The sequence below is a fragment of the Pseudooceanicola aestuariicola genome (assembly GCF_045763785.1).
Taxonomy (GTDB): Bacteria; Pseudomonadota; Alphaproteobacteria; order Rhodobacterales; family Rhodobacteraceae; genus Pseudooceanicola.
On record NZ_JBJGSF010000001.1, the window covers coordinates 628,725 to 655,034 of the forward strand.

Below are 26,310 nucleotides of genomic sequence, written 5' to 3' on the forward strand. Positions count from 1 at the left end.
GGCGGCGCGCTAGGGGCATGGAATTCAACATTACCCTCAAGTTCCAGCCGTCGGCATGGTTCGTCGGTATCTTGGCAGAGTTGAACGACGGCCATGCCGACTGGACGGACGACGGATACGACTGGGCTGCCCAGACCACCGATTTCCTGACAGCCCCGACGCCGTTGCCAGAGGTCGACGAAAGCCTGTTCCAGACGCCGCTGTCGAAACGCGCTTTGAACGATCTGCTGCACATCGCCGTTGCCATGCTTTCGGGCGATTATCCAAGGGTCCGCGACTACCTGCAGCATACCCGGTTCGCCTTTGTGATTGGCTATCCGCGCTCGGGCGGCAGCTACCTGACCAAAGAGCTGTTGCGCAGCATCGGGCTGGATCACACACGGGTGCCAGAGGCGCTGGCCCATGACGGGTTTCCCGAAATCCGCGAAACGTGGTACGAATGGGCGGGCGGCCGGCCGTATTACCATCTGCAATCGGCGGTCTTTCAGGTTGCCGAATTCCTCGTGATTTCAAATCTCTACTACCAGCTTCAGACAAAGGGATTGGGCAATAATCTGTGGCTGGCGCCCAAAAAAATGCACAAGATCGTCGGCTGGGCGAGCAGCTTCAAGATGCTTCTGGGTCAGGGCAGGGCCGACTACATCGTCACCCTGCGCCACCCGGTGCCGACCGCGATATCCATCTACGAAAAAAGCGGCGGACGTCCCACGTATGGCCTGTTCCCTGCTTTTGCCCCACGCAGCCTGATTGAGCGCTGGATCCTGGACGACCTCATGCACCTTGGCTTTTCACAGGATGACGTGGCCGGGATGAGCTATTTCGCGGCTGTTCAGGCCAGCTGGAGCCACTTTCATGGTCGCATGGCGACCTCTGGTCTGTTTCTGGGGGCGCGGGACGAGATCAGGCTGGTGCCCTACGGCAAGGACACGCTGGAAGAGGTGGTCCGGGACTACCGCGACCGCTGTGTCAACCCGATGCCGCCAGAGGACGTGCTGATCCACGACAAATCAGCGGAATTTCCAGACGCACAAGCCGCCGGGGATCAGGCGGTGGCCGACATGCAAGCGACGTGGGCTCAGCTTGGACTTAGGTTCCCAAGTCTAACACGGGACTAAGAAGCACAAAGGCCGGCAGAGCAGCGATCCTCAGATGACGATGATCCTTAAGGGCCGCCGCTGGCAACTCACCGCAACTTATCGATGCGGTACGTCAGCGCCGGGCCGCCGGGTTGTACGTAAGCCAGCTTCGACCGCACGAAGGGTTCTTCACGCGGAATGCCGCTGGTGTGGACGCCTTCGCCTGCACCGCGTTCGTCGCCATAGGCTTGGGCGGTGTCGATTTCGCGGTAACCTATGTCGATGGCAGATTTGACGGCGTCCGCGTCGACGTCGTCTTAGATCATCCATGTGCTAAGCGCCAGCTTGGGAACAGCGACGCCATTGGGCAGATTGGTGGATTCTTGCAGGATCATAGTCGAATTCCTTCAGTATTCGGTGCAGCGGTAGCTGCTGACTGAAGGGGATGTAGTGCCGGGGTGTAGCGACGATAATCGATCAGAAATGAAAGCCACTCGTGAGCAGGTTTCAAAAGAGGGCGATCATAAACCGATGCTTTGTTCGGTTTTCCGGCGTGGAACTATCGTAATCTTTTAGAGGTAGAAAACGATAGGCCGGAGGGCGCTCAGAAAAACATAGGTCAATCGGCTTCGCTTTCGGGGTCAAGGCTGTCCGACGTCGCCCAGCCTTGCGTATTGCTGCTCAACGCAGCCACACACCACCACCACCGTCAGCCTTCGCTGTCCGCCCACATCTCTGGCGTGATCCCGTATTTCCGGATCCGGGAATACAGTGTTGTCTGACGTATGCCCAGAATGTCAGCCGCCCCACCGGGGCCAGCAACGCGGCCGTTGGTATGTTTCAGGCAGGCGATCAGGTTTTCGACCTCGGCGGTGCGGAATTCCTGTTCGGTCATGATCGTCTGTCCGGGTCGTCCCGTCGTGGGCAGGGGGGTATCCAGACCTTCGATCCGCAGTTTGTCGCCGGTCGATACGATCAGCGCGCGCTCCATCACGTTCTCAAGCTCTCGCACGTTGCCGGGCCATTGATAGGACTCAAGCTTACGGATGGCGCCGGTTGTGATCGTCGGCTCGGCGCGTTTGGTGCGGCGGCAGGCAAGGCGCAGGAAATGGGTGGCGAGTGGCGGGATATCCTCGGCCCGCTCGCGCAGCGGGGTCAGCGGGATGGGAAATACGTTAAGAAAGAAGTAAAGGTCTTCGCGGAACCGGCCCGCGGCAACCTCCCGGGACAGGTTGCGGCTGGTGCAAGCGATGATGCGGACGTTGACGCGGCGCTGGCGGTCTTCGCCGACGCGGGTGACGGTCTGATCGCGCAGTGCGTCCAGCAGGCGACCTTGGAATTCCAGCGGCAGGTCGGCGATCTCTTCCAGAAACAAGGTGCCGCCGTTGGCCAGTTCCAAACGCCCAGCCTTGTCCGTGCCGCGTCCGTTCTGACGAACCTGCCCGAACAGTTCGACATCAATGTTGTCGGGCAGGGCGGCACAGTTCAGCCGGATCATCGACCGCCGCCGCCGGTCCGAGGCTTTGTGAACCGCTGCCGCAATCAGGGATTTGCCCGTGCCGCTTTCGCCCGTAATCAGAACGTTCGAGTCGGTCGGCGCGACTAGTTCCACCTGCTTCAGCGTCCGCTGTATCGCCGGAGAGTTGCCGATCACATCGTAATGCGCGCGGGCCGAGCTGATTTCTTCCTGCAGGTACGCGTTTTCCTGTTCCAGCCGATCCCGCAGCGCATGAACCTCGGCCATGGCGTCTTGCAGGCGGCGTTCGTTTTCCTTGCGGTCCGTGATGTCGCGAAAGATCACCACGGCTCCGGCCAGAACCTGTCCGTCGTAAATCGGCGTGGACACGTATTCGACCTGAATGGGCCGTCCGTCCTTGCGCCAGAACACCTCATTCTCGACCCGGCTGACGCGTTCGTTGCGGAAGGAATGATAGATCGGGCAATCCCGGTGATCGTAGGCAGAGCCATCCAGATGGTGGTGGTGGATCATGGCATGGATATCGTGGCCCAGCAGATCCTCGGCGTGCCAGCCCAGCATTTCCTGCGCGGCACGGTTCACGAAGGTCGTCTGACCATCGGCATTGATCCCATAGATGCCTTCGCCCGCTGCATCCAGAATAAGCTGGTTCTGACGCTCCAGTTCGGAAAAGAAGGTCTGAGTACGCTTCCATTCCATCAGGCCGGACCGATGGAGGTTCCCTGCCTCTGTGATGTCCTGCCGGGCCTGTTGTTCTTCCAGCGACACCAGCGCGATCAAAAGCCGGGGGCCGTCGTCTGTTTGCAGAAAGGTTCCCGTCAATTCGCAAGGGCACAGCGTTTCGTTAGGCAGGCGCAGGTGAAACGCGCGCGTCCAGTGACGGCCAAAGTGCTGAACACCGTCCGCAAAAACGACCAAGTCGCCGACGTCCCCTTCGAGGCACTCAAGGAAACGGCTGCCCGTCAGGTCGCGCCCCAACAGCCGTTGTGCGTCGGAATTGGATGCGGTGATCTGGTCTGTGGTCGGGTCCACACAGACGGCGGGCCACGGCCAGTGCTCTAGGATCGAATCGGCGGCAAAGTCTTTCATGAGGGAAGAATACCGCATCGCAGCAATTTCGTTACGAAAAATCATAAATTACGAATTATCGTAAAATGTGTACGGTTCGCGCAAGGTTTAAGCTATTGTTTTGTATGTGCTTTGTTGCGGAGACGATAATCCAAAAATCTCATACCTGCCGCCATCTGCCGGGCTAACCTGATCTCATCAAACACGGTCACCACTGAAGACCGGGCAAGAACTGGGAGACGGAACATATGAAAAGTCTGGGAAATCCTTTCGATCACAAGTCTGATCTGCGCCATGGCGCCGGCTGCAGCTGTAACACCTGTAAAGGTGCCGTCAGCGAAGAGGCGTCGCTCGACACCTCTGACGCGATGCTGGAGCGTGCCGTAGAAAGTGCGGTCGTGCGGTCGATGTTCGGTGGCAATGACCTTAGCCGCCGGTCCTTCATGGGTATGGTCGGCGGCGGCACCTTTGCTGCGGCGCTGGCCTCTGTCTTCCCGATGGATAAAGCCAAGGCCGCGATCCTTGACGAATTGGGCGCGCCCGAGAAAACCGATCTGAACATCGGCTTTGTTCCGATCACCTGCGCAACGCCGATCATCATGGCGCAGCCCTTGGGCTTTTACGAAAAATACGGCCTGAACGCTCAGGTCATCAAAACCGCAGGCTGGGCCGTGGCGCGCGACAAATCGCTGGCTGGCGAATACGACGCATCCCACATGCTGACGCCGATGCCGCTGGCGATGACGCTGGGCGCAGGCTCGACCGCGACGCCCTACATCATGCCCGCCGTGGAAAACATTAACGGTCAGGCGATCGTTCTGCACAACGATCACAAGGACAAGCGCGACCCGAAACAGTGGAAAGGCTTCACCTTCGGCGTGCCGTTCGAATATTCGATGCACAACTTCCTGCTGCGCTACTACGTGGCCGAACATGGGCTGGACCCCGACGTCGACATCCAGATCCGCGTGGTTCCGCCGCCGGAAATGGTCGCCAACCTCAGCGCCGGGAACCTCGACGGGTACCTGTCCCCCGACCCGTTCAACCAGCGCGCCGTCTGGGAAGGCATCGGCTTCCTCCACACGCTGACCAAGGATATCTGGGAAGGTCACCCCTGCTGCGCCTTCGCCGCACCTCTGTCCTTTGCCGAAGAACTGCCCAACACCTATGGCGCACTGCTGAAGGCCATTATCGACGCCACGCAATACGCCCGTGTCCCGGAAAACCGCAAAGAGATCTCCGAGGCGATCGCACCGACGAACTATTTGAACCAACCGGTGCCCGTCATCGAACAGGTTCTGACCGGCACCTATGCCGACGGTCTGGGAGAGGTGAAGCAGGTCCCCGACCGGATCGATTTCGACCCCTTCCCGTGGCATTCGATGGGCGTCTGGATCCTGACGCAGATGAAGCGTTGGGGTTATATCGAAGGCGACGTGGACTATCGCGGTGTGGCGGAACAGGTCTATCTGGCCGCCGATTGCAAAAAGATCATGAACGATCTGGGCTACGACGCGCCGGACGTCACCTACAAATCGCACACTATCATGGGCAAGACGTTCGATCCCGCCGATCCCGAGGGATACGTGAAAAGCTTTGCCATCGGCAAAGGCTAATCCATGACTTTGTCTTTGAACCAAAAAGCAGCGATCCTATCGATCGTCATGCTGGTGGTCGGCCTCCTGATCTGGGAGGCCGCCATTCCCGCACAAAAGCCGATGTCCGAGATGACGGAATACGAACGTCTGACCGGTGGCGGCGCGCAAAAAGCAGGCGTTCCGCCGCCGTCCCAAGTGCTTGGCAAGGCATGGGAGCAGCTGTCGAACCCATTTTACGATGCAGGCCCCAATGACAAGGGGATCGGCATCCAGATCGGCTATTCGATCTACCGGGTGCTGACGGGCTATTTCCTTGCGGCGCTTGTTGCATTGCCTTTGGGTTTCCTGATCGGCATGTCGCCCGTGGCCTATAAGGCGTTGAACCCGTTTATTCAGGTTCTCAGGCCGATTTCACCACTGGCATGGATGCCGCTGGCCTTGTTCATCATTCAGGACAGCGAAGCCTCGGCCATCTTCGTGATCTTCATCTGTTCGATCTGGCCCATGCTGATCAACACGGCCTTTGGTGTCGCTGGCGTCAGGTCAGACTGGGTGAACGTTGCCCGCACGCACGAGCTTGGGCCGCTGAAAACCGCGTTCACGGTGATCCTTCCGGCCGCCGCGCCCACGATCATCACGGGCATGCGGATATCCATCGGGATCGCCTGGCTGGTCATCGTCGCGGCCGAGATGTTGGTCGGCGGAACGGGCATTGGCTATTACGTCTGGAACGAATGGAACAACCTCGACCTGACGTCGGTGATCTTCTCGATCCTCATGATTGGCATCGTCGGTATGCTGCTGGATTCCGCCTTTGGCGCGCTTCAGCGGGCCGTGGCCTACGCAGAATAGGAGAGGCAAATGAGTAAACCATTCCTCAGCGTTGAACATCTGACGCAAAAGTTCCCCGACGGGCAGGGCGGTGACATGACCGTCTTCGAAGACGCCACGTTCGGGGTCGAGAAGGGCGAATTCGTCTGCATTCTGGGCCACTCTGGCTGCGGCAAGTCGACGATCATGAACATCCTGTCGGGCCTGGCCGAACCTACCTCTGGCGTCGTCAAAATGGACGGCTACGAGGTATCGGGCCCGTCATTGGATCGCGGCGTCGTGTTCCAGAACTATTCGTTGCTGCCGTGGCTGACCGCCCTGCGTAACGTGATGTTCGGGGTCAAGGCGCGCCATCCGGACTGGACCAAGGCGCAGGTGGCGGAGCATTCCGAAAAGTACCTGTCCATGGTCGGGCTGGAAGGCGACGCGATCCACCGTAAGCCATCGCAATTGTCCGGCGGGATGCGCCAACGTGTGTCCATCGCCCGGGCCTTTGCCAACCAGCCTAAGCTGCTGTTGCTGGACGAACCCTTCGGCGCTTTGGACGCGCTGACCCGGGGCACGATCCAGGAAGAACTGCTGAAAATCTGGAGCGAGACCAAGCAGACGGTGTTCATGATCACCCATGACATTGATGAGGCGGTCCTGCTGGCCGACCGTATCCTGTTGATGACCAACGGCCCCTTGGCCCGCGTCGCCGAGTCGGTAGAAATCACGATCGAACGTCCGCGCAATCGGACCGAAATCGTCGAACATCCCAACTACTACGCGATCCGGAACCACTTGGTGCAGTTCTTGGGACGTCGGTCCAAGGAACTGGCGGGCCAGCCGTCCAACGGCCTGCCGCAGACCCCGGAAACCGTGCGGATCGATCTGACCGGAACAACCCCTGACGATGACAGTGATGCCAGCCCGCGGCTGCGGGCCGTGACCAGCTAAGCCCGGGCGCAGCCCGCAGAAGAAAGGAGAGACCAATGAAAGACAACTATGAGGTGCCCCAGATGATGACCAAAGAAGACGTCACCATGATGATCCTGTCGGCCAAGAAGCAGGCCGGCATGAAATGGGAAGAGATCGCGGAAAAGATCGACATGTCCCCCGTTTGGACGCATTCCGCCTGCATGGGCATGAACGCCATGCCCGAAGACAAGGCCGAGGCGCTGGTATCCGTCATGGGCCTGCCGCAAGAGGCGGCCAGCGTGTTGGCTGAAAGCCCCACTAAGGTCTGGGAACAGGCTGTGCCGACCGACCCGTGTATCTATCGCCTGTATGAAATCGTCGGCGTCTATGGCCCGACGATCAAGGCGCTGATCCACGAAAAATTCGGCGACGGCATCATGTCGGCCATCGACTTTGACATGCAGATCACCCGCGTACCCAATCCCAAGGGCGACCGCGTCAAGATCGAGATGTCGGGCAAATACCTCGGCTACAACAGCTGGTAAGCCCGGCGTGCATCACTCTGGAACAGGGCGGTCACGCCCTGTTTTTTTCTTAATTACGTCTAGGCTCCGATGTCCCGTCCTCCGTTCCCTCCCTTCACCGAAGAGACTGCTTTGCAAAAGGTCCGTATGGCCGAGGATGCGTGGAACACGCGCGACCCCGATCGCGTCGTTCAGGCCTACACCGAAGACAGCTTTTGGCGAAATCGGTCTGAATTCCTGAGCGGCCGCGCCGACATCCACGCCTTTCTGACCCGCAAGTGGCAGCGCGAAAAGGATTATCGCCTGGTCAAATCGCTTTGGGCTTTCGCCGACGACCGTATCGCCGTGCGTTTTGCCTATGAATGGCACGACGATCAGGGCCAGTGGTTTCGATCCTACGGCAATGAAAACTGGCGCTTCGCATCCGACGGCCTGATGGCAGAGCGTCACGCCTCGATCAACGATGTGGCAATCAATGCGGACGAGCGTCTTTTCGACTGGGCGCCGGGCCCACGACCGACCGATCTGGCGCCGCCAAAGGGGCTTTTCTAAGCCCCCTTGGGCAGGGTGCAAGCCCGCCATTGCAGATCCGAGAATTCAGCCGGATCGTCAACCTGCACCGCAATATTTGGTAACCCGGTTTTAATCGCCCACCACAATGTGGCCTGTATACAACACGCGGGGCCGGAAAAAGCATCCAGCGGAGACAAAGGGTTAGACCCGCTGAGTCAACTATGTGATTCGTGGATTTGCTGAGCCAGCCGGTAGAACGCCGGACATAAGGTCAGGCCAATAAAAAATTGGGCAGTTTCGTGTGTAGCATCAGAAGATGCGCTGCATTTGGCAGCTATTTCTCTGCGGTCTTCGCCTGTCGGGTAAACCGACCGGTCGGTTTTTGCTTTCGCGCTCCCATCAAAAGTCCTTGTCTCGGCAGCCTCCTTCGGGTGGCCCAACATATCGGGTATTCTGATGCGCGCATTAGCGACGTTCCGCGGTCTTCTTCTTGTTGCGCTTAGCCTTTTCGCACTTGGCTTTGCAGCTCCAGCAGCGGCACAAAGCCTTGTTCTGAACAACGTCGGCACGCCCACGCAGGTGGGGACCGGCGCGGGCAAGCGCGCGATCTGGACCAATGCCGGGACGGTCGGCGGTACGACGATCGACCTTGTCGCCGTGCTGACCACCGCGACGCTGAACCATAACTTTACCACCACCAATTCTCGAGCGTCGATCACCTCGGTCGGGCAGGACAACGTATTTATCGATTGGCGGCTGTACCAAGCAGGCACCTACGACATCAACACGGACACGGGCGGTGTGCCCGTGATTGCGGACGTGCACGTTCAGATCAATGACGTGGACGGCCCGAACAACGAACGCGTCTTCGTGCCCGTCTGTTCGGGCGACGTGGACTGGATCCGGATCGACAAATCCGCCACCACGGGCCGCGACTTCGGCACCGTCGCAGGCCAAGCTGAAACCTTCAGTCTGATCGGTGACCAGAACTATGCCAGTGAGCCGGAGTCCGGTCTGGAAATCCGGTATTCCAACACCTCGACCTTTACCTTCGGCCGTACCGCCAACAACAACTTTTTCATCCGCGTCGACAGTCCGACCTATTCGTCATTCGACACCTTCGACTACCAATGCGCGGACTTCGTCGCGCCCGCAGCCAGTGACGATAGCGAAATCGGCACCCCCGATACTGCCACCAGCGTGTCGATCCTGCTGAACGACGCCATCGCAACGGCCAACGACAACGGCCCGAACAACAACAGCCTGACGCCGTCCGAATTCGGCCTGCAAACCGTCAGCCTGACCGCGCCCGTCGGCGCGACTGGCATTGTGACGGACGCGGATGGCGATGTGACGGGGTTTTCCGTTCCGGGCGAAGGCTCTTGGGCGCAGAACGATACGACGGGCATCCTGACCTTCACGCCGCTGGACAGCTTCGACGGGTCGCCCACACCGATCACCTATACCTACCGCAACGATCTGGGTCAGGTCTCGAACGCGGCGACGGTGACGATCACCTATCCCGGGATCGGGGTGGTCAAGAACTCGACCTTCAACGACGACATCACGGCGGATACGAACGGGCAGGTGGGTGAAACGATCACCTACAGCTACACGGTCACCAACCTGTCGGCCCTGCCGCTGAACACGATCACCCTGACCGAGACGGGATTCACCGGTGCAGGTACGACACCTGTTCCCACGTATGTCAGTGGCGACGCCAACGGCAACTCGATCCTGGAGCAGTCCGAGACATGGACCTACACCGCCACCTACACTCTGGTGGCTGCGGACGTCTCTGGCGGCGGCACCCAAACGGTTTCGAACCAAGCGACCGCGGGCGGGCAGACTGAGGGCGGCATCCCCGTGACCGACCTGTCTGACAGTGGCAACGCAGGCGATGGGGACGGCACCGGCACACCCGGCACCGGCACAGGAAACGACGACGTGACTGTGACCAGCTTTGGCACCGCGCCGATAGACGCAATCAACGATGCGCCGACCAGCATCAATGGCAAGGATGGCGGCACCACGACAAGCGCTCTGGGCAACGATACGCTCAATAGCGGGGCGGTAAGCCTTGCCACCATTACCCTGACACCGGGCGCGGCCCCGTCGCCGACCGCTGGCACGATCACGATGAACGCGGATGGCACCGTAACTGTGACGGCGGGCACGACGGCGGGCAGCTACACCTATCCCTACACCATCTGTGAAACGCTGAACCCGTCCAATTGCGATACCGCCACCGCGACAATCGCCGTCAGCGCCGCACCCATTGACGCCATTAACGATGCGCTGCCCACAGTAGACGGCACCGCCGGAGAGACCACGGCCTCGGTCATGGGGAATGACACGCTGAACGGTGTGGCGGTCGTCCCCGCAGACGTGACCTTGACCCCCGGTGCCGCACCGCTGCCGTCCATCACGATGGCGACGGATGGCACGATCACGATCGCACCGGGTACGGCCCCGGGCAGCTACACCTATCCCTATACGATTTGCGAAAACCTGAACCCGGCCAATTGCGATACGGCCAACGCGACAGTCGTCGTAGCCACGCCGGGAATGGGCGTGGTGAAAACGTCTGTCTTCAATGACGACAGCACCGCCGATACGAACGGGCAGGTGGGTGAGACGATCACCTACACATATACCGTCACCAACCTGTCGGCGCTTCCGCTGAACACGATTACCCTGACCGAAACGGGCTTCACGGGCGCGGGCACCACGCCCGTTCCGGCCTATGTCAGCGGTGACACCAACGCGAACTCCATCCTCGAACAGTCCGAGACCTGGACCTACACCGCCACCTACACTCTGGTCGCCGCCGATGTGGCTGGCGGCAACGTGTCGAACCAGGCGACAGGCGCAGGCCAGACCGCTGGCGGTACGCCGGTCACCGACCTGTCCGATAGCGGGAACCCGGGCGACGGGGACGGTACCGGCACGCCCGGACCGGGGCCGAACAATGGCGACACCACGCTGATCAGCTTTGGCACAGCGCCCATCGACGCGGTCAATGACACCCCCGGGGCAATCAACGGCACCAATGGTGGCAGCACGACCAGCGTCTTGGGGAACGATACGCTGAACGGGGCGGGTGTCAGCCTTGCCGCGGTCGATCTGACACCCGGCACTGCGCCTTCGCCGACCGCTGGCGCCATTACGATGAATGCGGATGGGACCGTAACGGTATCAGCCGGGACGACGGCGGGCAGCTATCCGTTCAATTATACGATCTGTGAAACGCTGAACCCGGCCAACTGCGACACGGCGACGACGACGATCATCGTCGGCGCGGCCCCGCTCGATGCGGTGGATGTAACGCCGACTTCGGTCAACGGATCGCTTGGCGGCACGATGCCATCGGTACTGAGCAACGACACGCTGAACGGCGCAGCGGTCACCTTGGCGGATGTGAACTTTACACCCGGGGCTGCGCCGACGCCGACCGCCGGGTCGATCACCATGAACCCCGACGGCACGATCACCATCGCGCCGGGCACGACGGCGGGCAGCTATACCTACAGCTATCAAATCTGCGAAAAGCTGAACCCGACCAATTGCGACACGGCGACAGTCACCGTGGTTGTCGACACCGCACCCATCGACGCGGTGGACGATACGCCCCCCGCGATCAACGGCTTTGTCGGCGGCACCAGCCCAAGCATTCTGGCCAATGACACGCTCAGCACACTGGCCGTGAACGCTGCGGATATCACGCTGACCCCCGGAGCGATCCCGACGCCGACGGTCGGCACGCTGACAATGAACGGCGACGGCACAGTGACGGTCGGCGCAGGAACCACCGCCGGAACCTACACGATCCCTTATCAGATCTGCGAAAACCTGAACCCCGCCAACTGCGATACCGCCACCCTGACGCTGGTGGTGGACCCGCCCGTGATTGTGGCGGTGGCGGATACGCCGCCCTCGGTCAACGGGACGAACGGGGGCACGATGCCGTCGGTTCTGACAAATGACACACTGAACGGCGCCGCCGTGAACCCAGCCAACATTACGCTGACCCCCGGCACGCCGCCATCCCCGACCGTGGGATCGATCACTATGAACCCCGACGGAACGATCACGATTGCAGCGGGCACAACGGCAGGCAGCTATCCTTTCAGCTATACGATCTGCGATGTCGTGAACCCGGCCAATTGCAGCACCACGACCGTTACGATCGTCGTTGATGCAGCCCCGATCGACGCGATTGACGACACGCCGCCTGCCCTGAGCGGGAACACCGGCGGCACGACGGCCAGCGTACTGGCCAACGACACCTTCAACGCGGCAGCACTGGTCCCCGCCAACGTCACGCTGACGGCTGGCACGGCCCCCACGACGGCCATCGGATCGATCACGATGAACCCGGACGGCACCATCACGGTCGCGCCGATCACGTCGCCCGGCACTTATGCTTATCCCTATACGATCTGCGAAAACCTCAACCCGACGAACTGCGATACCGCCACCGCCACGGTCGAGCTGACGGGCCACAATATCGCGGACATCCTCAAGGACGATAGCTCGCGCAACAATATACTGGGCGCGCCGGTGACATTGCGGGTTCTGGCGAATGACGCAGCCCCCACTGGTATTTTCGACCCGGCAACGCTGCGTATCATCGGCACCGCCGCGCCGGGCGATCCGCTGGTTGTCAGCGGACAGGGGACGTGGATCCCCGACCTCCAGAAGGGTACGATCACCTTCGCCCCCGTTTCCGGCTTTGCAGGCAATCCAACGCCCGTCCGCTATACCGCCATCGATATCTTTGGCGTCCAACTGACCCCGGCGACGGTTACCATCGAATACGATGTGGTCGCGGCTTTCGTCTGCTCTGACATCATCGGTAAGGTCTTTGACGATGCCAACGGCAACGGTCGTCAAGACGAAGGAGAGGCCGGAATTCCCGGCGCGCGGATTGCAACGGTCAAAGGCCTGATCATCACGACCGACCAGTTCGGCCGCTATCACGTTCCCTGCGCCGAGGTGGCAAAGGAAACCGGCACCAACTTCCTTCTGAAAGTCATGCCGGATTCGCTGCCCACGGGCTATCGGTTCACCACCGAAAACCCCCGCGTTACGCGCCTGTCCAAGGGCATGATGGCCCGCGTCAACTTTGGCGTATCGCTGTCGAATGTCGTGGAAATCGCCCTGAACGCCAGCGCGTTCGATCCGGCCACCAATCGCATCACGGCAGAGGTCGAACAGGCCATCGACGCCTTGATTACCCAGATCGCGGACACCCCGACGGTGATCGACCTGTCCTACCAAGCGGGGGCAGAGCCGCGTGGGCTGGTCACCGACCGACTGAACGCCTTTGAAGAGGCGATACAGGCCCGATGGCGCGGACGCGGCCGATACAGGCTGACGGTCGAAAAGAACCTCGTTCGGAAGAACTGAGGATGAGGGGCAGAACCATGACATTGAAGACGATCGTCCGCCACCAGCGCGGCACCCTTATCGCAGTTCTGATGGCCAGCACGGCCATGGCCCCGGTCGCGTCTGCGCAGGAACTGAACCGTCAGGGCGCGGACATTGCTGGCACGGGGTTTGCCATCAAGATCAATCCCGGTTCTGCCACGGCCAACCAGACCGCTGGCCAAACGGCGCGCGAACAGGCCCAGGACATCGACCTGCGTGACGCCAAGGTGAAGGTAACCCACGACAAGTTCTTTGCCACGCGCCGCCTGAACGTGCGCACGGCGGACCAGCGTGCCGATTTCGCGCCGGGCGAAGAGGTCCGGTTTCTGTCGTCGATGAATTATCCAAAGCACATCACACGAAGCGAGGTGCTGATCCGCGAAGACAGGGACGGCACCGGACGGGGCCGCGTGACGATCGTCCCTATCGCGCCGAACGGCGTCGCGGGATGGCGGATGCCGGCGGATGGGCCGGACAGCTATTCGTACGTTTTGCGGGTCTATGACGCGCACGGTCGGTTCGATGAAACACATCCTCTGGCGCTGACCCGATCCGACAGCCCATCGCGGCCCGTGCTAAACGGCCCGGCCATCGCCCCCGGCGAAGGCGAAGACCGCACCGCCCGCCGTCGCATCCCCCAGCAGGGGGGCGCCATCACGGTGTCGGGCAGCGATCTGCCGCCGAATGCTCAGGTCTCGGTCATGGGGGAACCCGTCGCCGTCGATGCGAACGGGCGCTTTGTCACGCAGCGGTTCGTGGGCTACGGCGATCACAACGTCGCGGTCAAAATGGCGGCCCCCGGCGTGCAGGGCTACACGCTGGAACGAGAGGTCACCGTACCCCGCAGCGACTGGTTCTACACCGTGATTGCCGATGTCACGATTGCCCGCCGCGATGACGGCACGGGCGCTGGCACGAAAACCACGTCCGAAGGGCGGCTGGCGTTCTACACCAAAGGCAAATTCGATGGCCGGTACGAATTAACTGCCGCCGCCGACACGGGCGAACGCGGGATCGACGAATTGTTCGATGGTTTCTTCGATAAATCTCCCCGGTCCGTGTTGGATCGCGTGAACCCGAACGAAGTTTACCTGACCTACGGTGACGACTCGACCATCATCAACGATGCGCCGACCTCGGGGCGGCTGTATGCCAAGATCTCCGAAGGCGACAGCTATCTGATGTGGGGTGATTTCCGAAATCAGATAGAAGGTACGCGCTACCTGAACAGCAGCCGGAACCTGTACGGCGCCAAAAGCGTCTATGTCTCGCCCGATGCGACCCCTTTGGGCGAGGCAAGCTCCAAGTTCACGGCCTATGCGGCGATGCCCGAAAACCTGCCGCAGCGTGACGTGCTGCGCGGCACGGGCGGATCGGCCTATTTCCTGAAGCGTCAGGACATCATGCCGGGCACTGAAACCCTGACGCTGGAGGTCGTGGACCCGGTGTCGAAACGCGTCGTCAGCCGTCGCGAACTGGTGGCGGGCCGGGATTACCGGATTGATTACTTTCAGGGCACTGTCATCCTGACCGATCCCCTGTCGTCCTCGACCAACAACGGGTCGGTGGTGTCGGGCGGCCCGGGCGGCAGTTACGACGTCAACCTTGTTGCGCAATACGAATACACGCCCACGCTGACGTCCATCGACGGCACGTCAGCAGGCGGTCGGGCCGAGACGTGGTTGCCCGGTGACCGGCTGCGTCTGGGCGTGGCCGCGATGACCGACACGACGGATACAGCGAACCTGAACGTGGCCAGCGTGGATGCGCGATTGCAGCTGGGCGATTATTCCCAGATCGACGTAGAGATGGCGCAAAGCACCGGCACCGGGTTTGGGTCTGCGGTGACGACGGACGGCGGCCTGACCTACAACACGATCGCGCCAACCACGGGCGCGACCGAGGCCCGCGCCGTTCGCGTGGAAGGCACCATCGACCTTGCAGATGTGACCGCCAATGGCGACGGCACGCTTAGCGCCTTTGTGGAACAGAAGGACGCGGGCTTCACCACGTTGTCGGAAAACATCAAGGCGGATCAGCGGTCCCATGGGGTTAGCGGTAGCTTTGCCCTGACCGAGCGCACGGATGTGAAATTCCATTACACCGATTTTTCGGAAACCGGGAGCCTGCAATCGCGTGACGGGTCTGTCGATCTGGCTTTCCAGTTGAACGAAAGCCTTCTGCTGGAAACTGGCCTGCGCCATCTGGACCAGACCGATCCCTTGAACGCCACCAAGACGGGCGAACGCACCGATCTGGGTGTTCGCGTCACGCAGGAATTCGGCGAAGACGCCGCCATCTGGGCTTTTGCGCAAGGCACCGTCAAACGCAGCGGCGGACTGGCCCGCAATGACCGCGTAGGCTTGGGCGGCCGTGCGGCGGTATCGCAAACTGTCGCGGTTGAGGGCGAAGCCTCGACCGGGACAGGGGGTGTCGGGGCCCGCGCATTGGTGACCTATCGCCCGGACGAAGACAGCCGGTACTACGCGGGATACGAGCTTGAGCCCGGTCGTCAGTTGGACGGTCTTGCCCTCCGAGGTCGCGACATGGGCGGTATTGTCGTCGGATCGGAAAAGCGCGTGAACGAACAGGTCAGCTATTTCACCGAAAACAACTACGACATGTACGGCAAGCGGCGGTCTCTGACCTCGGCCTATGGCGTTACCTACACGCCGACCGAACTCTGGAGCTATTCCGGCGGGCTAGAGACAGGCCGCGTCCGTGACGACATCGACGGTGATTTTGAACGGCTGGCGGTGTCGCTTGGTATGAAGCACGACAGCGGCACCGGCATCACCGGCAGCCTGCGGGCCGAGGCCGGGTTCGAAGACCATCAGACCGACCCGACCCGGGATCGTAAAACCTATCTGGTTGCAGGTTCTTTCGGCTATCAGGTCAATCAGGACTGGCGTTTTGTCGCCAATGCCGATGCGCTGGTGTCGAAATCCGCGCAAAGCAACCTGCTTGACGGTCGCTATGTCGAATCCAGCGCGGGCTTTGCCTATCGTCCCACGGGGCACGACCGGTTCAACGCGCTGATGGGCTATACTTTCCTGTACGACATGCCCGGATCGGATCAGGTCAGCGCGGATGGGACCACCGGCGGCGATCGTCAGATCAGCCATATTCTAAGTTTTGACGGCATCTATGAGGTGAACGAAAACTGGGAGGTCGGCGGCAAGCTGGCCTATCGGTGGAGCCAATCTGCCCCGCGGGCCGGTGGCAGCTATACCAACAACGATGCGGCCTTCGCCGCGCTGCGGGCGTCTTACCACGTGGCCAAGGAATGGGAACTGCAGGGCGAGGCACGGACACTGGTTATGCCGTCGTCGAACTCGACCGACTATGGCGCGTTGGCGTCGGTCTATCGTCACGCGGGCGACAACGTCAAAGTTGGCGTTGGTTATAACTTTGGCCGCTTCAACGACGACCTGCGCGACAACAAGATGGACGATAAGGGCCTGTTCCTTAACGTCGTGGCCAAGTTCTGATAACCCGCGTCGGTTATGCCGCGTTCAATACGCGGACCAACTACATAAGGTCGAATTCGGTCACGGCCTGAAACGGCAACAGCGCGCTGCCAAGAGACCTAGCTCGCACCCCGCCTTCGCCGCTTTGCACGGCGAAGGGACGAAGGCCCCTTGTGTCATAGGCAGAGAGCGCGGTCACCGTTGCCTCAACCAGCCGTGCGCGCAGGGGATCGGCCAGACTGGAATCCAACACCATGACCTCAAGATCCAGAAAGGCCTGACCGGCGACGAAGGTGAAAGCCAGCGCGGGGGCAGCCTTTGCGATCCACGACTGCAATATCTGATCAGCCTCGGCACTTAGTGGCGCGTCGTCATAATAGACCGTTGGGGATAGCCCTGCGACCTCTGCCATATCTTCCAGATCCTGCAGGGACGCATGGGCGATCAGCTGCTCAGCAGGCCCGCCGCGCGCAACACCCATCGGCATTGATCCAAGAGCAGAGGCATTGCCCGTCAGTCCTTCGTACACGCGCCCGTCCAAGGCCAGCCCGCCACCCGCGAAGGTGCCCACGTAGATATACAGAAACGACCGGGGCCGCGCGCTGCCCAGTTTCAGCGCAGCAAGGCAGGCGGCAGAGGCATCGTTCATCTGAGCGACTGGCAGGCCAAAGGCGGATTCGATTTCTGCCCGCAGATCGGCAGTGTCCCACGGCGCCATTGACCCTGCAGGCGCGCCAATAGCACTTTCCCAAGAACTCAGTGCATCAGGAATGGCCAGGCCGATCCCCAGAAGGCGCGATATCTGCATCGCATCCAGCGCACCGATGAAATCCGAAATGGTGTCCAGCACATGCGCCCTGACCGTATCGTAGACAGGGTAGTCGTAGCCAAAGCTGCGGTGGTCGATGATCTGGTAATCGAACCCCATGGTGGCGACTTCGACCGACTGGCGCCCAACTTTGACGCCGATGGTCATCGCGCCATCCGCGTTGATCAGATAGGGCTTAGACGGCTGGCCGACCTTTCCGCGCACGCTTTTCCCGGCGCGCAACAGGCCCTCGGCCTCCAGCCGTTTGACGATATTGGTGGCCGACTGCGCCGACAACCCGGTGGCGCGGGCGATCTCGGCCTTGCTCATCCCATTGTTTTCGCGCACGAGGCTCAGGATCAGCCGTTCGTTGTCGGGCAAGGGCTCCAGCACCTTCGGGGCAGGGGCCAGTGCATCGGGATTGTGGGCAAAGACCATGGCGTCAGATATAGCTGGCGTTGTCGTGCACACCCTGATCGACACCGGTGATCATGGCGACCACGTCATTGCCGCTGGCTTCTTTCGCGTCCAGAACGCCCGCGATCCGACCCTGCCGGAACACCACGATCCGATCGACCAGATTAAACACCTGCCGCAGGTTATGAGAGATGATGATCACCGGCACCCCGCGTTCCTTCAGGCCGCGGATGATGTTTTCGACCCGGGTGGTTTCTTGGATACCAAGCGCCGCGGTCGGTTCGTCCATGATGATCAGCTTTGATCCCCAGCCCGCAGCGCGGCTGATGGCAACGCACTGACGCTGGCCGCCGGACATGCCTGCCACCGGCTGGCGCATGTCGGGGATCTTGATCCCGGTTTCGTCCAGCAGCTCTTTCGAACGCTTGGTCATCGCTTTCTTGTCCAGCCAAGACAGCGGACCAAGATTGAATTTGACCGTTTCGCGACCCAGAAAGATATTGGCGGGCACATCCAGATGATCGGCCAGCGCGAGATTCTGGTAGACCGTTTCGATCCCGTGATCCCGCGCTTCCTGCGGAGAGGCGAAATTGACCGGCTGGCCATCGACGAACACCTCACCGGCGGTACGCTGTTCCACGCCCGTGATGTTGCGCACGAAGGTGGATTTTCCCGCGCCGTTATCGCCGACAATGGCGATATGTTCGTCCGCGTACATCTTGAAATCCGCGTCATTCAACGCCTGAACGCCGCCATAGTGCTTGGTCAACCTTTTGGTTTCCAGAATGATTTTCCGCGTCTCGGACATGTCACCTCCCTTTGCGCGCAGATAGGGCCGCGGCGCACTTGGGCCTTAGAAGTCACGGTCAGCGCCAATCTGTCAATAGATAAATCAAGTTGATTTAGTTATTGACTCTAATCGCCGGATTCGGTCTTTTCTGGCGTCAGGAGCCGCGCCCGGAGGGGGGCCGGCCAGTGGAGGAAAGTCTATGAACATGAAATTCACCCTTGCCGGTGCGGCCTTTGCTGCCCTGATGGCAAGCACCGCCGTGCAGGCGCAGGACGTCATCGGATACATCACCAAGTCGGCCACCAACGCGGGCTGGATGATGATCAACCAAGGCGCAGCAGACGCCGCCGCCGAAGAGGGCGTCGAACTGGTGTCCGTCGGCCCGTCGTTCCAGGGCGATCTGTCCAGCCAGTTGGAAGTTTTCGAAAACCTCGTCTCTCAGGGGGCTAAGGCCATCGGCGTTGCGCCGGTTGATAGCTCGGGCATCGCGCCTGCCGTTCAAGACGCAATGGAAGCCGGCATCCCCGTCATCGCTATCGACACGGGCGTGTCCGGTGCCGATGTCACTTCATTCGTGGCGACCGACAACTTTGCCGTGGCGAAGGAACAGGGCAACGCCGCCGCAGGTCTTGTCGAAGATGGCGACGCGATCATCTATGTGACGGGCAATCAGGCGCAATCCACGGGGCAAGAGCGAAAGAACGGGTTCATGGAAACCTTCACCGCGCAGCGCCCGAATTCCGAAGTGATCGAAGTGCCGACCGAATGGGACAGCGCACAGGCCCAGGAAGGGGTCGAGGCGATCCTGAACTCTCGTGACGACATCAAGATGGTCGTCAACGCGTGGGATGGCGGTACGATGGGCGCCAAGGCGGCGCTGGAAAACCTTGGCTACGGCGCAGGTGACGTGAAACTGGTGGGCTTTGACGGCGCATCCGACGCAATCGTGGCCATGGACGAAGGCTGGGTGCATGCTGACACCGCGCAGATGCTGTACCAGATGGGCTATCAGGGCATCAAAGCCGCCGCTGCCGCAGCACGTGGCGAAGAGGTCGAAGCCCGCATCGACACCGGCTATTTCCTTGTGACCCCGGAAACCTCGGCGGAATACAAGAAAATGATCGGGATGGAGTGATCCATTCCATCGGCAGGCCACCCGGCGTGGCCTGCCAAACCCCCAAAGCCCATCAAACAGAAAGACCCGAGCCATGACTGACGTCACGCACAGCACGTCGTCCCAAGCCTTGTCGCTTCAGGACCGCCTGATCACGCTCCTTGTTCGGTTCTTCCGGGCGGAATGGTCGGGGGCCTTGCTGGCCATCATCGTCCTTGGCATCGCGATCGAGGCGGCAACGGCCAACACGCTATTCTTCCGCCCATCCAACCTGATGACGATCCTCAACAACTCGGCCGCGATCGGCGTAGTTGCGGGGGGAATGACCTTGATCATTCTGACGGCAGGCATCGACCTGTCTGTCGGGTCCGTGATGGGGATGACGGCTGCGCTGACAGGCTACGTGGCGAGTTTCTGGGGCTTTCCCCCGGCATTGGCCATCATGACCGGACTGGGCATCGGCCTGTTGGTCGGCGCGTTCAACGGCACGCTGGTCGCCTACTTCGGGATGCCCGCGTTCATCGTGACCCTTGCCGGCCTGTCGATCTGGCGCGGCACGGGGCATTTGACCACCAACGCGCAGGCGACACCAAAACTGCCCGAGGCCTTCGATTACTTCGGTCGCTACAATCCATTTTCGGGTCTGCGCGAAGCCTACCGCGCTGGCGAGCTTTCCGGGTTTTCCGAAAGCCTTGGTGCGTTTGTCGATGCGAACTGGCTGAACTTTTTCCGAACCTTCCAGATGTCGATGCTGATCTTCATCGCCTTCTTCATCGTGTTGGCCGTGATCGTCGCCAACACGCGCTATGGCCGCTACGTTTATGCCATCGGATCGAATGAACCGGGTGCGCGTCAGGCGGGGATCAACACGAAACGCTACACGCTGATGACCTATATGTTCGGGTCTTTTGCCGCTGCCTTCGGCGCGCTGCTGTTCCTTGGTCGGGCCCCTTACGCGAAATCCGATTATGGCCAGATGTGGGAACTGGACGCGATCGCAGCCGTGGTCATCGGCGGCACGTCTCTGTTCGGTGGCCGCGGGTCGCTGTGGGGCACTTTCATGGGGGTGATCCTGCTAAAGCTGATCAACAACGGCCTCACCTTGGCGCAGCTGAACACCTTCTGGCAGATGGTCGTAACCGGCGGCATCATCCTAATCGCCGTAGGCATCGACATCGTCCGCCAATCGCGCGATCCCCACGCGGTGCGCAAACTGCTGGCGGCCGTCGGTGCCTTCATGGCGTTTCTGACATTCATGACGCCCGCCTCTGTCTGGCTGCGCGCCAAAATCGCGCTTGGCGAACATGGCGCCGCGCAGTCCCTGCGTGACGCAGGCGACGCGTTGGCCCCCGGCCATACGGTCCGCCTGATGGAGCCTGATGCGATCACCGCTGCCACCGCCGCCATTCAGGCAAATGCCATTGGTACTTACCTGCTGGCGATTGTTCTGGTGCTGGCCGCGGTGAATATCTTCCGCAGCACCCATGTCACCACGCTGGTTCTAGCAGGTCTCTTCGTCGCGCTGATCCCGCTGCTGGCGCTGATGGGCTATCAAACTGCGACGCCGTTCCTTGTGCTGGGCGCGGTCGTCCTGACCGCCAGCGCCTTTGTCTTTGTCATCTTTGACCGTGCGCGGCAGATCGGTGCCAATGCCTAAGTCCTATTCAATCGCAGTTGGTGGGGAAAACCTGATCGACCAAGTCACGACGGACGGACACGTGGTGTCGCATCCCGGCGGGTCGCCGTTCAACGTGGCGGTGGCGATTGCGCGGCAAGGGGCGGATGTGCGCTATGTGTCGCCCATTTCGACCGATCAATGGGGCGATCTGCTGGCAGAGCGCCTGACCGACGCGGGCGTGAACCTGACCGGTGGGCGAAACGACCGACCGACCACAATGGCGCGGGTCACGGTCACGGCAGGCATCCCCAGCTATATGTTTGAAAGGGTCGGCACGGCAGAGCGTGCGGTCGATGTGCCTTTCCTGACCGACAGTATCGGCATGGGTGTGCAGGCCGTGCACACTGGATCGCTGACCCTAATCGACGGGGACGACGCCGACGCCTGGGAACTCACGCTGGCCCAAGCCTACGACAATGGCACCTTCGTCAGTGTTGATCCGAACGTCCGCCTGTCGATTATCGCGGACCCCGAAGACTATCGCGTCCGCATCACGCGTGTTCTGGGCAAAGTCCATCTGCTGAAGCTTAGCGATGAAGACCTGAGCGGCCTTTACCCTGATTTGGCGCAGGACGACGCACTGGCACAGCTGCGCGCGAAGACCTCTGCCCTGATGGTCGTTCTGACCCGTGGTCCCGAAGGCGCCAGCGCTTGGCTTGGTGACACGCGGGTCGACATCGCCGCCCCTCCGGTCAATCCGCTGGTCGATACTGTGGGGGCAGGGGACACCTTTATGGCGAACATGCTAGTGGCCCTTGGCGATCGTGGTCTTCTGTCGCCACAGGCGATGGCTGGCATCACCCCGGATGCGGCGACGCAGGTTCTGACCCGCGCCGCGCAAGCTGCGGCCTTGAACTGTCAGCGCGCAGGGTGCAATCCCCCCACACGGGACGAGCTTGACGCCGTCTGACCTGAGATTTCGAAAGGACGCCCCATGGACCTGTATCTGGACAGCGCCAGCACCGATGACTGGGATCGGCTGATGCCGACCGGCATGTTCACCGGCATCACCACCAATCCCCTTCTGGCCTCGCGGGCAGGGCTGACCTATCCGCAGATCGACTGGACCCGGATGGCGCAGCACGCGCAATCGCTGGGTGCGCAGGAGTTGCACGCACAGGTTTACGGCGCGCCCGAGACGTTCCTGCCGTGGGTGGAAACCCTGATGGAGGCTGGCGAAAAGGCCGGCATTCGCACCGTGGTCAAGGTGCCGCTGGTCGAACGCGCGATCCGGCAGGTGCCTGCGCTGAAGGCTGCAGGATGCCCAATCCTGATGACCGCCTGTTATGACGCCAAACAGATGCTGGTCGCCAGCGGCCTGCGAGCGGATTACATCGCGCCCTACTTTGGCCGGATGCTCGAAGCCGGGTTGCCCGCTTACGACGCCATGGCGCAGATGCTGGCGGTGACGAAATCGCCGGGCAACAAAACCCGTGTTCTGATCGCGTCCCTACGCGACACCGACCAACTATGCCGTTTGGCCGAAATGGGGCACGATTGCTTTACCATCTCTGCCGCGGTCGCGGACATGCTGTTGTCGGACGGGATGAGCGAAACAGCCGTTGCCCAGTTCGAAGAGGCGACAAAGGGGCCGCAATAAGTGGCGTTTCGCTAGGGGATCACATTCCTGCCAAGCGCTTCATATGCCACGACAAAACTTGGTTCGAACTGAATACGGGCAGGCCAAGCTCGTCCTCTATTGTATCCAGAATGTCGTAGGTCTGCAGGTTGGTGCAGGACAGAAAGATCGCCTCCATCTCGGCCCTTGCTGCCAAGCTCCGCGCCCCTTCGATGATTGAGCGTGGATCGATCCGTGCGACCCGTGCCTCGACCTCTTCGCCAAAGGACAGCATGTCCGGCACTTGCACCCCATGCGATTGGACCGCGCTGCGCAGGCTGTCCGCGACCGCATCCACATAGGGTGACACGATGCCGATCCGCTGAAGATCGCGGTCCTCAAACGCGGCGAGCGCTGCGGTCAAGGGGTTGGTCACATGTGCGGCCCGCGCGCCGGTTGTCACCAGATCGCGCACCCTGTCCGCCCCGATCTGCGCTGTGCCAGAGGTGCAGGCGTACCCGATCACGTCGAACTCTACCGCTGGCGGCAACAGCGCGGCGGCGGCGCTTAGCTGCGCCTCCATCCCTGCGATGGTCTCGGGCGTCAGTTCTTCTCCGGACGGGACGCGGGTGACGTACAACTGCGCGGCATCAGGGGCGATGGCCCGGCGGAAATCCTGTTCGATCGTTTCGTCCACCTGCAGCACGATCAGGCCCATCGCGGGCAGGGGGCTTTCCGTCAACTGATAGGGGAACTGCGCCATCAAATTAGCTCCGGCAACTCAAGTGGGGCGCGGGGCGACAAAAGTTCTGCGCCATTCGCCCGCATGACGATGTTTTCCTCGTGCACCAACATTCGGCCCTGATCCGTCATGGCGCCCGGCTCCAACGTCAGGACCATGCCTTCGCGCAGGGGGGTGCCATCCAGTGGCGTGAAGGACGGCCATTCGGTGAGCGTGATGCCCAATCCGTGGCCCAGACGCCCCCCGCCGGGCTGCGCGCCGCGCTTGACCAGACCTTCGGACAAGAGGCGGTGCACATCGCTTGCCAGCATGCCCGGGCGCAAGGCATTCAGCACATCTTCGGTCGCTTGCCACAACGCATCGTGCACGCGACGCGCGGTGTCCGAAGAAGGCCCGACCGCGTAATTGCGATCGAAGTCGCAGAAATATCCGTTCCGAACCGCGCCAGTGTCCAGCATCAGAATATCGCCGACCTCTAGCGGCGTGTCCGAGGCCGGAGAGATCACATCGGTATATCCATCAGGCCCCGTGCCACCCGCGACATAGCTGACCCAATCCGCGCCTTCCTGCAAAAGCACCGATTGAAAATCGCGGAAGATCTGGTCCAGCGGACGCCCCTTTGCCGCGAACTCGGGCACGCGATCAAAGGCCCGTCCGGCGATGGTACAGGCGGTTCGGATCGCCTCAACCTCGGCGTCGGTTTTGATTTCGCGGACGCGTTGAACCGCATCGGTCGCGTCCTCGAACCGGCGCGGGGCGATAGATTTGGCGACCCGGTCATAGTCGCCGATAGGCATGCGCAGATGCGTTTCCAACCCCATCGGAACACCGATCCGCGCAGTGTCGGGCAGTAGATCGCAAAGCGTATCCACCAGCAGGCTGACCCCATCGTCGCTAGGGTGCGGCGCGTCCCACGTGCGAATCGTCGGCACCCATGTGCGGCCCATCAACTCGGCCCCGATCGACGGGATGACCGCGACGGGATCGCCAGTGGCGGGCACAATCAGGAACCACGGGCGCGCCGGGCTTTCCCAGAAACGGGTCAGGAAGCCTGTGACGTAGAAGATGTCCGCGGCAGACGTCAGGAACAATGCGTCCAAACCATCCGCAGTCATCTGATGTTGTAGGCGCGCGACACGGCCTCGGAATTCATCAGCCGGGAAAATCAACGACCGCTCAGCCATCTTCGGGCCCTTCGCTCAGGAACGTCAGAACCCGCGCGTCGGGGCCAAGATCAAGCCCGGTCAACAACGCCGCAAGCCCCGCGCCACCCGACGGCGTGGTGTCGAACCCATGCTCCGCCAACGTCTTAACGCCGCTTTGTGCCACGTCTTCCGAGATGGTGACGAACTCATCCGCATCTCGCGACAGGCCGGCAAGCGCGATCATCGACGGCGTCTTGCAATCCAGCCGCCCCATGGACGAAACCGGACCTTCGGTCGTCACGATCTGGCCCGCGCGGATGCTGTCGATCAGGGCAGGGGCGGCTTCAGGCTCTACCACGATGATCTGGGGCGCGTCGCCCCAAGCCAGCCGTGCGTGGGCAGCGACAGCCGCGGCCAGCCCGCCGACACCGGCCTGCAACAGAATGTGCGTCGGCGGGGTGTCGATCTGCGCGACCGCCTCCGCGGCCATCTGGGTATAGCCCTCCATCACCCGCAGCGGCATTTCGGTGTACCCGGCCCAAGAACTGTCGGACAAAAGTGTCCAGCCGTTGTCTTGGGCGGCTTGCATGGCGGCGTCCATGCTTTGTTCGTAATCAGCCCCTGAGCGCACGACCTCTGCCCCGTAAGTGGCGAGACGCTTGGCAAACCCCTCGGGCACCGTCTGGGACAGGTAGATGACTGCGCGGGCGCCGAATATCCGGGCCCCTGCCGCGACGGACAGTCCGTGGTTGCCCGCACTGGCGGCAACGAAGGTCTGTCCCGCCAATGCGCTGCCAAGCGCCTCGGCGTCCCGACCGACCGCCGCGACCGCAGTCCGCGCGATGGCGTGAACCGCGCCCAAGGCCTTGAAACTGCCCAGCCCCATGCGAGCCCGTTCGTCCTTGATGTGAACCGCCGCGACACCTGCCAAAGATGCGATCTGCGGGGCGTCAGACAGCGGGGTTTCCCGATGCATTGGGCAAAGATGCAGCAAGTCCGCCACGCCGGCGGCGTCGGCAATCGGCATCAGCCCGTCAGGGTCGTAGCCCGTGCCGCGCAGGGAATTTTTGAGGCGATCCATCACATTTCGGCCTATCGTCAAAGAGAATTGGCACCAATAGGCAACGACAGAAGGTGGCAGCGCAAGCGGTTTGCATCCGCACAAAAC

At 61.4% G+C, this 26,310-nt stretch carries 18 protein-coding genes and 1 pseudogene; 12 read left to right on the forward strand and 7 right to left on the reverse strand.

Annotation, left to right across the window (positions count from 1 at the left end):
- Positions 1 to 17: 17 nt before the first annotated feature.
- Positions 18 to 1,115, forward strand: a complete 1,098-nt coding sequence (locus tag ACI3GR_RS02895) for a hypothetical protein (RefSeq protein ID WP_407492455.1) — start codon at positions 18 to 20, stop codon at positions 1,113 to 1,115.
- A 68-nt stretch (positions 1,116 to 1,183) separates the two neighbouring features.
- Here ACI3GR_RS02895 and ACI3GR_RS20145 read toward each other — a convergent pair.
- Positions 1,184 to 1,369 (reverse strand): annotated as a pseudogene (locus ACI3GR_RS20145) (hypothetical protein); the annotation flags it as partial.
- Positions 1,370 to 1,785: 416 nt separating this feature from the next.
- A complete protein-coding gene (locus ACI3GR_RS02900) occupies positions 1,786 to 3,660 on the reverse strand; it encodes a sigma 54-interacting transcriptional regulator (RefSeq protein ID WP_407492457.1) in 1,875 nt (624 codons plus the stop codon).
- Positions 3,661 to 3,869: 209 nt separating this feature from the next.
- Between ACI3GR_RS02900 and ACI3GR_RS02905 the strand changes: the two genes are divergently transcribed.
- From ACI3GR_RS02905 to ACI3GR_RS02935, 7 genes are all read left to right on the forward strand, one after another.
- Positions 3,870 to 5,237 carry a CmpA/NrtA family ABC transporter substrate-binding protein gene (locus tag ACI3GR_RS02905; RefSeq protein WP_407492458.1) on the forward strand — a complete coding sequence of 456 codons (1,368 nt, stop codon included), beginning with the start codon at positions 3,870 to 3,872 and terminating at the stop codon, positions 5,235 to 5,237.
- Positions 5,238 to 5,240: 3 nt separating this feature from the next.
- On the forward strand, positions 5,241 to 6,071 hold the full coding sequence (ntrB, locus tag ACI3GR_RS02910; protein WP_407492459.1) for a nitrate ABC transporter permease: 831 nt from the start codon (positions 5,241 to 5,243) through the stop codon (positions 6,069 to 6,071).
- A gap of 9 nt (positions 6,072 to 6,080) precedes the next feature.
- Positions 6,081 to 6,989: an ABC transporter ATP-binding protein gene (locus tag ACI3GR_RS02915; protein ID WP_407492461.1), complete on the forward strand. Its 909-nt coding sequence runs from the start codon at positions 6,081 to 6,083 to the stop codon at positions 6,987 to 6,989.
- Between the two features lie 35 nt (positions 6,990 to 7,024).
- Positions 7,025 to 7,495, forward strand: a complete 471-nt coding sequence (gene cynS / locus ACI3GR_RS02920) for a cyanase (protein WP_407492462.1) — start codon at positions 7,025 to 7,027, stop codon at positions 7,493 to 7,495.
- Between the two features lie 69 nt (positions 7,496 to 7,564).
- Complete coding sequence (locus ACI3GR_RS02925) at positions 7,565 to 8,026, forward strand: nuclear transport factor 2 family protein (RefSeq protein WP_407492464.1); 462 nt, start codon at positions 7,565 to 7,567, stop codon at positions 8,024 to 8,026.
- A 417-nt stretch (positions 8,027 to 8,443) separates the two neighbouring features.
- Positions 8,444 to 13,399 carry a beta strand repeat-containing protein gene (locus ACI3GR_RS02930; protein WP_407492465.1) on the forward strand — a complete coding sequence of 1,652 codons (4,956 nt, stop codon included), beginning with the start codon at positions 8,444 to 8,446 and terminating at the stop codon, positions 13,397 to 13,399.
- A gap of 17 nt (positions 13,400 to 13,416) precedes the next feature.
- The gene (locus tag ACI3GR_RS02935; protein WP_407492466.1) at positions 13,417 to 16,911 is read left to right on the forward strand and encodes a TonB-dependent receptor; all 3,495 of its coding nucleotides are present in this window, start codon (positions 13,417 to 13,419) and stop codon (positions 16,909 to 16,911) included.
- A gap of 40 nt (positions 16,912 to 16,951) precedes the next feature.
- Here the strand turns inward: ACI3GR_RS02935 and ACI3GR_RS02940 are convergent, their stop codons facing one another.
- Positions 16,952 to 18,136 carry an ROK family transcriptional regulator gene (locus ACI3GR_RS02940; RefSeq protein ID WP_407492467.1) on the reverse strand — a complete coding sequence of 395 codons (1,185 nt, stop codon included), beginning with the start codon at positions 18,134 to 18,136 and terminating at the stop codon, positions 16,952 to 16,954.
- Positions 18,137 to 18,140: 4 nt separating this feature from the next.
- Positions 18,141 to 18,923, reverse strand: a complete 783-nt coding sequence (locus ACI3GR_RS02945) for an ATP-binding cassette domain-containing protein (protein WP_407492469.1) — start codon at positions 18,921 to 18,923, stop codon at positions 18,141 to 18,143.
- Positions 18,924 to 19,110: 187 nt separating this feature from the next.
- On the opposite strand from ACI3GR_RS02945, the gene ACI3GR_RS02950 reads away from it, so the two are divergent.
- The 4 genes from ACI3GR_RS02950 (at position 19,111) to ACI3GR_RS02965 (ending at position 23,297) form a co-directional block, all read left to right on the forward strand.
- Complete coding sequence (locus ACI3GR_RS02950; RefSeq protein ID WP_407492470.1) at positions 19,111 to 20,040, forward strand: sugar ABC transporter substrate-binding protein; 930 nt, start codon at positions 19,111 to 19,113, stop codon at positions 20,038 to 20,040.
- Positions 20,041 to 20,113: 73 nt separating this feature from the next.
- Complete coding sequence (locus ACI3GR_RS02955) at positions 20,114 to 21,676, forward strand: ABC transporter permease (protein ID WP_407492471.1); 1,563 nt, start codon at positions 20,114 to 20,116, stop codon at positions 21,674 to 21,676.
- Positions 21,669 to 22,607 (forward strand): carbohydrate kinase family protein, encoded by a 939-nt coding sequence (locus ACI3GR_RS02960; RefSeq protein ID WP_407492473.1) that lies wholly within the window; start codon positions 21,669 to 21,671, stop codon positions 22,605 to 22,607. The genes ACI3GR_RS02955 and ACI3GR_RS02960 overlap by 8 nt, the downstream gene beginning before the upstream one ends.
- Before the next feature lie 24 nt (positions 22,608 to 22,631).
- Positions 22,632 to 23,297, forward strand: coding sequence for a transaldolase family protein (locus ACI3GR_RS02965; protein ID WP_407492474.1), 666 nt, complete (start codon positions 22,632 to 22,634; stop codon positions 23,295 to 23,297).
- Between the two features lie 19 nt (positions 23,298 to 23,316).
- Here ACI3GR_RS02965 and ACI3GR_RS02970 read toward each other — a convergent pair whose 3' ends face one another.
- From ACI3GR_RS02970 to ACI3GR_RS02980, 3 genes are read right to left on the reverse strand one after another with little or no spacing between them, the layout of a single operon-like run.
- On the reverse strand, positions 23,317 to 24,018 hold the full coding sequence (locus tag ACI3GR_RS02970) for a maleate cis-trans isomerase family protein (protein ID WP_407492476.1): 702 nt from the start codon (positions 24,016 to 24,018) through the stop codon (positions 23,317 to 23,319).
- Positions 24,018 to 25,181, reverse strand: a complete 1,164-nt coding sequence (locus ACI3GR_RS02975; protein ID WP_407492478.1) for a M24 family metallopeptidase — start codon at positions 25,179 to 25,181, stop codon at positions 24,018 to 24,020. The genes ACI3GR_RS02970 and ACI3GR_RS02975 overlap by 1 nt, the downstream gene beginning before the upstream one ends.
- Positions 25,174 to 26,223: a pyridoxal-phosphate dependent enzyme gene (locus tag ACI3GR_RS02980; RefSeq protein WP_407492479.1), complete on the reverse strand. Its 1,050-nt coding sequence runs from the start codon at positions 26,221 to 26,223 to the stop codon at positions 25,174 to 25,176. Before ACI3GR_RS02980 ends, ACI3GR_RS02975 begins: the two co-directional genes overlap by 8 nt.
- Positions 26,224 to 26,310 lie beyond the last annotated feature (87 nt).

Bases quoted from the DNA above. Each gene is read 5' to 3' on its own strand.
- ACI3GR_RS02930 (WP_407492465.1), top strand. From the start codon at position 8,444: ATGCGCGCATTAGCGACGTTCCGCGGTCTTCTTCTTGTTGCGCTTAGC.
- ACI3GR_RS02925 (WP_407492464.1), top strand. From the start codon at position 7,565: ATGTCCCGTCCTCCGTTCCCTCCCTTCACCGAAGAGACTGCTTTGCAA.
- ntrB (WP_407492459.1), top strand. From the start codon at position 5,241: ATGACTTTGTCTTTGAACCAAAAAGCAGCGATCCTATCGATCGTCATG.
- ACI3GR_RS02975 (WP_407492478.1), bottom strand. From the start codon at position 25,181: ATGGCTGAGCGGTCGTTGATTTTCCCGGCTGATGAATTCCGAGGCCGT.
- ACI3GR_RS02980 (WP_407492479.1), bottom strand. From the start codon at position 26,223: ATGGATCGCCTCAAAAATTCCCTGCGCGGCACGGGCTACGACCCTGAC.
- ACI3GR_RS02945 (WP_407492469.1), bottom strand. From the start codon at position 18,923: ATGTCCGAGACGCGGAAAATCATTCTGGAAACCAAAAGGTTGACCAAG.
- ACI3GR_RS02955 (WP_407492471.1), top strand. From the start codon at position 20,114: ATGACTGACGTCACGCACAGCACGTCGTCCCAAGCCTTGTCGCTTCAG.
- ACI3GR_RS02950 (WP_407492470.1), top strand. From the start codon at position 19,111: ATGAAATTCACCCTTGCCGGTGCGGCCTTTGCTGCCCTGATGGCAAGC.
- ACI3GR_RS02895 (WP_407492455.1), top strand. From the start codon at position 18: ATGGAATTCAACATTACCCTCAAGTTCCAGCCGTCGGCATGGTTCGTC.
- ACI3GR_RS02915 (WP_407492461.1), top strand. From the start codon at position 6,081: ATGAGTAAACCATTCCTCAGCGTTGAACATCTGACGCAAAAGTTCCCC.
- ACI3GR_RS02905 (WP_407492458.1), top strand. From the start codon at position 3,870: ATGAAAAGTCTGGGAAATCCTTTCGATCACAAGTCTGATCTGCGCCAT.
- cynS (WP_407492462.1), top strand. From the start codon at position 7,025: ATGAAAGACAACTATGAGGTGCCCCAGATGATGACCAAAGAAGACGTC.
- ACI3GR_RS02935 (WP_407492466.1), top strand. From the start codon at position 13,417: ATGACATTGAAGACGATCGTCCGCCACCAGCGCGGCACCCTTATCGCA.
- ACI3GR_RS02965 (WP_407492474.1), top strand. From the start codon at position 22,632: ATGGACCTGTATCTGGACAGCGCCAGCACCGATGACTGGGATCGGCTG.
- ACI3GR_RS02970 (WP_407492476.1), bottom strand. From the start codon at position 24,018: ATGGCGCAGTTCCCCTATCAGTTGACGGAAAGCCCCCTGCCCGCGATG.
- ACI3GR_RS02940 (WP_407492467.1), bottom strand. From the start codon at position 18,136: ATGGTCTTTGCCCACAATCCCGATGCACTGGCCCCTGCCCCGAAGGTG.
- ACI3GR_RS02960 (WP_407492473.1), top strand. From the start codon at position 21,669: ATGCCTAAGTCCTATTCAATCGCAGTTGGTGGGGAAAACCTGATCGAC.
- ACI3GR_RS02900 (WP_407492457.1), bottom strand. From the start codon at position 3,660: ATGCGGTATTCTTCCCTCATGAAAGACTTTGCCGCCGATTCGATCCTA.